The sequence below is a fragment of the Flavobacterium dankookense genome (assembly GCF_004362665.1).
Lineage (GTDB): Bacteria > Bacteroidota > Bacteroidia > Flavobacteriales > Flavobacteriaceae > Flavobacterium > Flavobacterium dankookense.
The window spans coordinates 1-2,836 of record NZ_SNXR01000010.1 but is presented as its reverse complement, the minus strand read 5'-3'; the positions used below and the strand labels follow the sequence as shown (position 1 = coordinate 2,836).

Below are 2,836 nucleotides of genomic sequence, written 5' to 3'. Positions count from 1 at the left end.
TGGGATGGAAGTTACAACGGTCAACCACTACCATCAACCGATTACTGGTTTAGTGTACAGTATTTAGAACAAAATGTAAGTAAGGAGTTTAAGGCGCACTTCTCGCTTAAACGATAAATGATTAAATAAAAAAACCACTCGATTGAGTGGTTTTTTTGTTTTATAAAAGTTAAAAATAAAATTTTATTTAAATTCCTTTTTTATTCTATCTATATCTCGTTTAACATCTTGTTCCTTGAGTGATTCACGTTTGTCATAGGTTTTCTTTCCTCTACAAAGACCAATATCAAGTTTGGCAATTCCTTTTTCGTTAGTAAACAATTTTAATGGAATAATTGTTAATCCTTTGGTTTCAATCGCTCTTTCAAGTTTTTTTAGTTCTTTTTTGTTGAGCAATAATTTGCGTTCACTTTTTGCTTTATGATTAAATTGATTTCCATACAAATATTCATCAATTTGTGTATTTATGGCAAATAATTCTCCATTATTAAATTCGCAAAAACCTTCTGTTATGTTAGCTTTTCCTAAGCGAATAGATTTTATCTCTGTTCCAGTTAGAACAATTCCAGCCGTGTAGGTTTCGATTATTTCATAATCAAATTTGGCACGTTTATTTAATATGTTTATTGTTTTTAGCATCGGATGGCAAATGTAACAACAAATGCGTAAAGCAGCAATACTTTTGTAACTTTGCTTTATGATAAAAAATTCTTCCAATAATCCGCTTCATGGAATTACACTTCAAAAAATCCTTGAAGAACTAGTTGCTTTTTATAGTTTTGACACCTTGGGCGAATTGATAAACATTCGTTGTTTTAAAGAAAATCCATCCATCAAATCCAGTTTAACTTTTCTACGAAAAACCGATTGGGCAAGAAAAAAAGTGGAAGAATTGTATATTAGAACATTACCAAAGTTACCATAATAATTATTTTTTAAAATTTCTTCTCAATAACGAATAGATAACGGTATCCCAAAATTTTCCTTCCCATAATTCATTTTCTAAAATGTGAGCTTCTTTTACAAAGCCATTTTTTTGTAAAACTTTCTCTGACGCACTATTTTCAGGATCAATAACGGCTTCTATGGAATGAAGTTGCATTTGTTCAAATCCATAGTTTATAACCGCTTTTATAGCCTCAGAAGTTATTCCTTTGCCATTGTATTCTGGTAAAATCATATAGCCAATTTCAGAACGATGATTTTCGGGTTGAATTCTATAATGTCCGATGATGCCAATTAATTTAGTGCTTTCTTTTAAAGTAATAGCCCAATTTATGCCAATATTAGCATCAATTTTTTCATTGATCATGTTGATATGTTCCATTGCTTCTTCAATGGTTTTTATAATTGGTCGTGGAATGTATTTCATTGTTTCAGGATTTCCGCGAAGTGCTAAAACTTCATGAACATCTTCAACAGAAACTCTACGAAGAAGTAGTCGTTCTGTTTCTAAATTTTGAAAAGGCAAAAAATTAATTGTTATCATATTTTAAATCTTTAAAACATCAATACTAAATTCTGCTGTTTTTTGACAGCCTGGTTGAAGCAAATATATTCCTTCTTTTTTAAGAATATTTCCATTGCTTATAGTTGTATCGGCATATCCAAGCCAAGGTTCAAGACAAATAAATGGAGCATTTTGTTTGGTCCAAATACCAAAGTTTGGAAAATCATTAAAACTAAAATCTAATATTGGTTTATCATTTTCAAGTAAACTTATCTTTTTAGAATTCAATTGTTTAAAAACTAATGCGTCATTCTTAAAAAGCGAATAGGATAGAGGAAGATTTTTTTCTTTTAATTCTATTTTTAATGTTTTTTGTGATAGTAAATCATTTTCAAGAAGGTAGCATTCTATTACTTCGTCGTTTTCAAATTGAAGCGAATAGTTATCAAAGTTGTTATTTAATGCAAAAGCCGGATGACCACCAATTGAAAAAGGCATTTCAAATTGATTTTCATTAAAAACTTTGTAGCAAACTGTCAAATAGCTTTCCGATAAAGTATAAATGAGTTGCAGTTCAAAGTTAAATGGATACTTTTTTAGAGTTTCATCATATGATTTTAATGAAAAGATAGCTTCACAATCGGATTTATAAATTAATTCAAAATTCAAATCTCTAGCAAAACCATGTCTTGGTAGTTCATAATTTTTATCATTATAGGAATAGCTATTGTTCTTTAATGTTCCAACAATTGGAAATAGAATAGGTGAGTGCTTTCCCCAAAATTCAGGATTTCCATTCCAGATGTATTCTCTTTTTGTTTGACTGTTGCTAAGTGACTTTAATTCAGCACCTTTTGAGCTAATTGTAGCAGATAAATTTGATTTTGAAATAGTTATTTCCAAATTATTTTAATATTTTTTTGTTAAACAATCATTTTTACAAATATATTTTATTAATTTTATTTTCCCTTAATCTAAATCTATTAACCTAAAAACTATTCTTATGGAAACAAATTTTGAAATCATAGAAAAAGAAAAAATACAATCATTGTCTTTCCCTAATGGCGAAGTTCTTATTTCTGACGAAGATATTAAACAACGATTCGTTGATTTAAACCGAGCTTTATCACTTGGTAATTTAGAGCATTCTAAAATTAAAATTTATTTTGAAGACAATGAGTCTAAAAAAGTAGTCGAAACCACTGTGTGGGCTTTGACTGATCAGCGAGTTATTCTCAAACAAGGATTTACGATACCCATAAATCGGATTTATTTATCCGCATAATTTATTTAAAACCACTTTTAGAGTGGTTTTTTTGTTTTTATGCCTAAATAAAAATATCGACGAACTGCATTTAAGTAGGAAATTATCTTTTTTAAAATTAA

6 protein-coding genes are annotated in these 2,836 nt (G+C 28.8%); 3 read left to right on the top strand and 3 right to left on the bottom strand.

Annotated elements, in window-relative coordinates:
- A partial coding sequence (locus tag BC748_RS01160; protein WP_133531617.1) for a T9SS type B sorting domain-containing protein occupies positions 1 to 117 on the top strand: 117 nt, incomplete at its 5' end.
- Positions 118 to 183: 66 nt separating this feature from the next.
- On the opposite strand, the gene smpB is transcribed toward BC748_RS01160, so the two are convergent.
- The gene (smpB, locus tag BC748_RS01155) at positions 184 to 639 is read right to left on the bottom strand and encodes an SsrA-binding protein SmpB (protein WP_133531628.1); all 456 of its coding nucleotides are present in this window, start codon (positions 637 to 639) and stop codon (positions 184 to 186) included.
- Positions 640 to 697: 58 nt separating this feature from the next.
- Here smpB and BC748_RS01150 point away from each other — a divergent pair, with 58 nt between their 5' ends.
- Complete coding sequence (locus BC748_RS01150; protein WP_133531627.1) at positions 698 to 925, top strand: VF530 family protein; 228 nt, start codon at positions 698 to 700, stop codon at positions 923 to 925.
- A gap of 3 nt (positions 926 to 928) precedes the next feature.
- Here the strand turns inward: BC748_RS01150 and BC748_RS01145 are convergent, their stop codons facing one another.
- Together BC748_RS01145 and BC748_RS01140 are read right to left on the bottom strand one after the other, a co-directional pair.
- Complete coding sequence (locus tag BC748_RS01145; RefSeq protein ID WP_133531626.1) at positions 929 to 1,489, bottom strand: GNAT family N-acetyltransferase; 561 nt, start codon at positions 1,487 to 1,489, stop codon at positions 929 to 931.
- Between the two features lie 3 nt (positions 1,490 to 1,492).
- A complete protein-coding gene (locus BC748_RS01140) occupies positions 1,493 to 2,353 on the bottom strand; it encodes an aldose 1-epimerase family protein (RefSeq protein WP_133531625.1) in 861 nt (286 codons plus the stop codon).
- A gap of 100 nt (positions 2,354 to 2,453) precedes the next feature.
- On the opposite strand from BC748_RS01140, the gene BC748_RS01135 reads away from it, so the two are divergent.
- Positions 2,454 to 2,735 carry a hypothetical protein gene (locus tag BC748_RS01135; protein ID WP_133531624.1) on the top strand — a complete coding sequence of 94 codons (282 nt, stop codon included), beginning with the start codon at positions 2,454 to 2,456 and terminating at the stop codon, positions 2,733 to 2,735.
- Positions 2,736 to 2,836 lie beyond the last annotated feature (101 nt).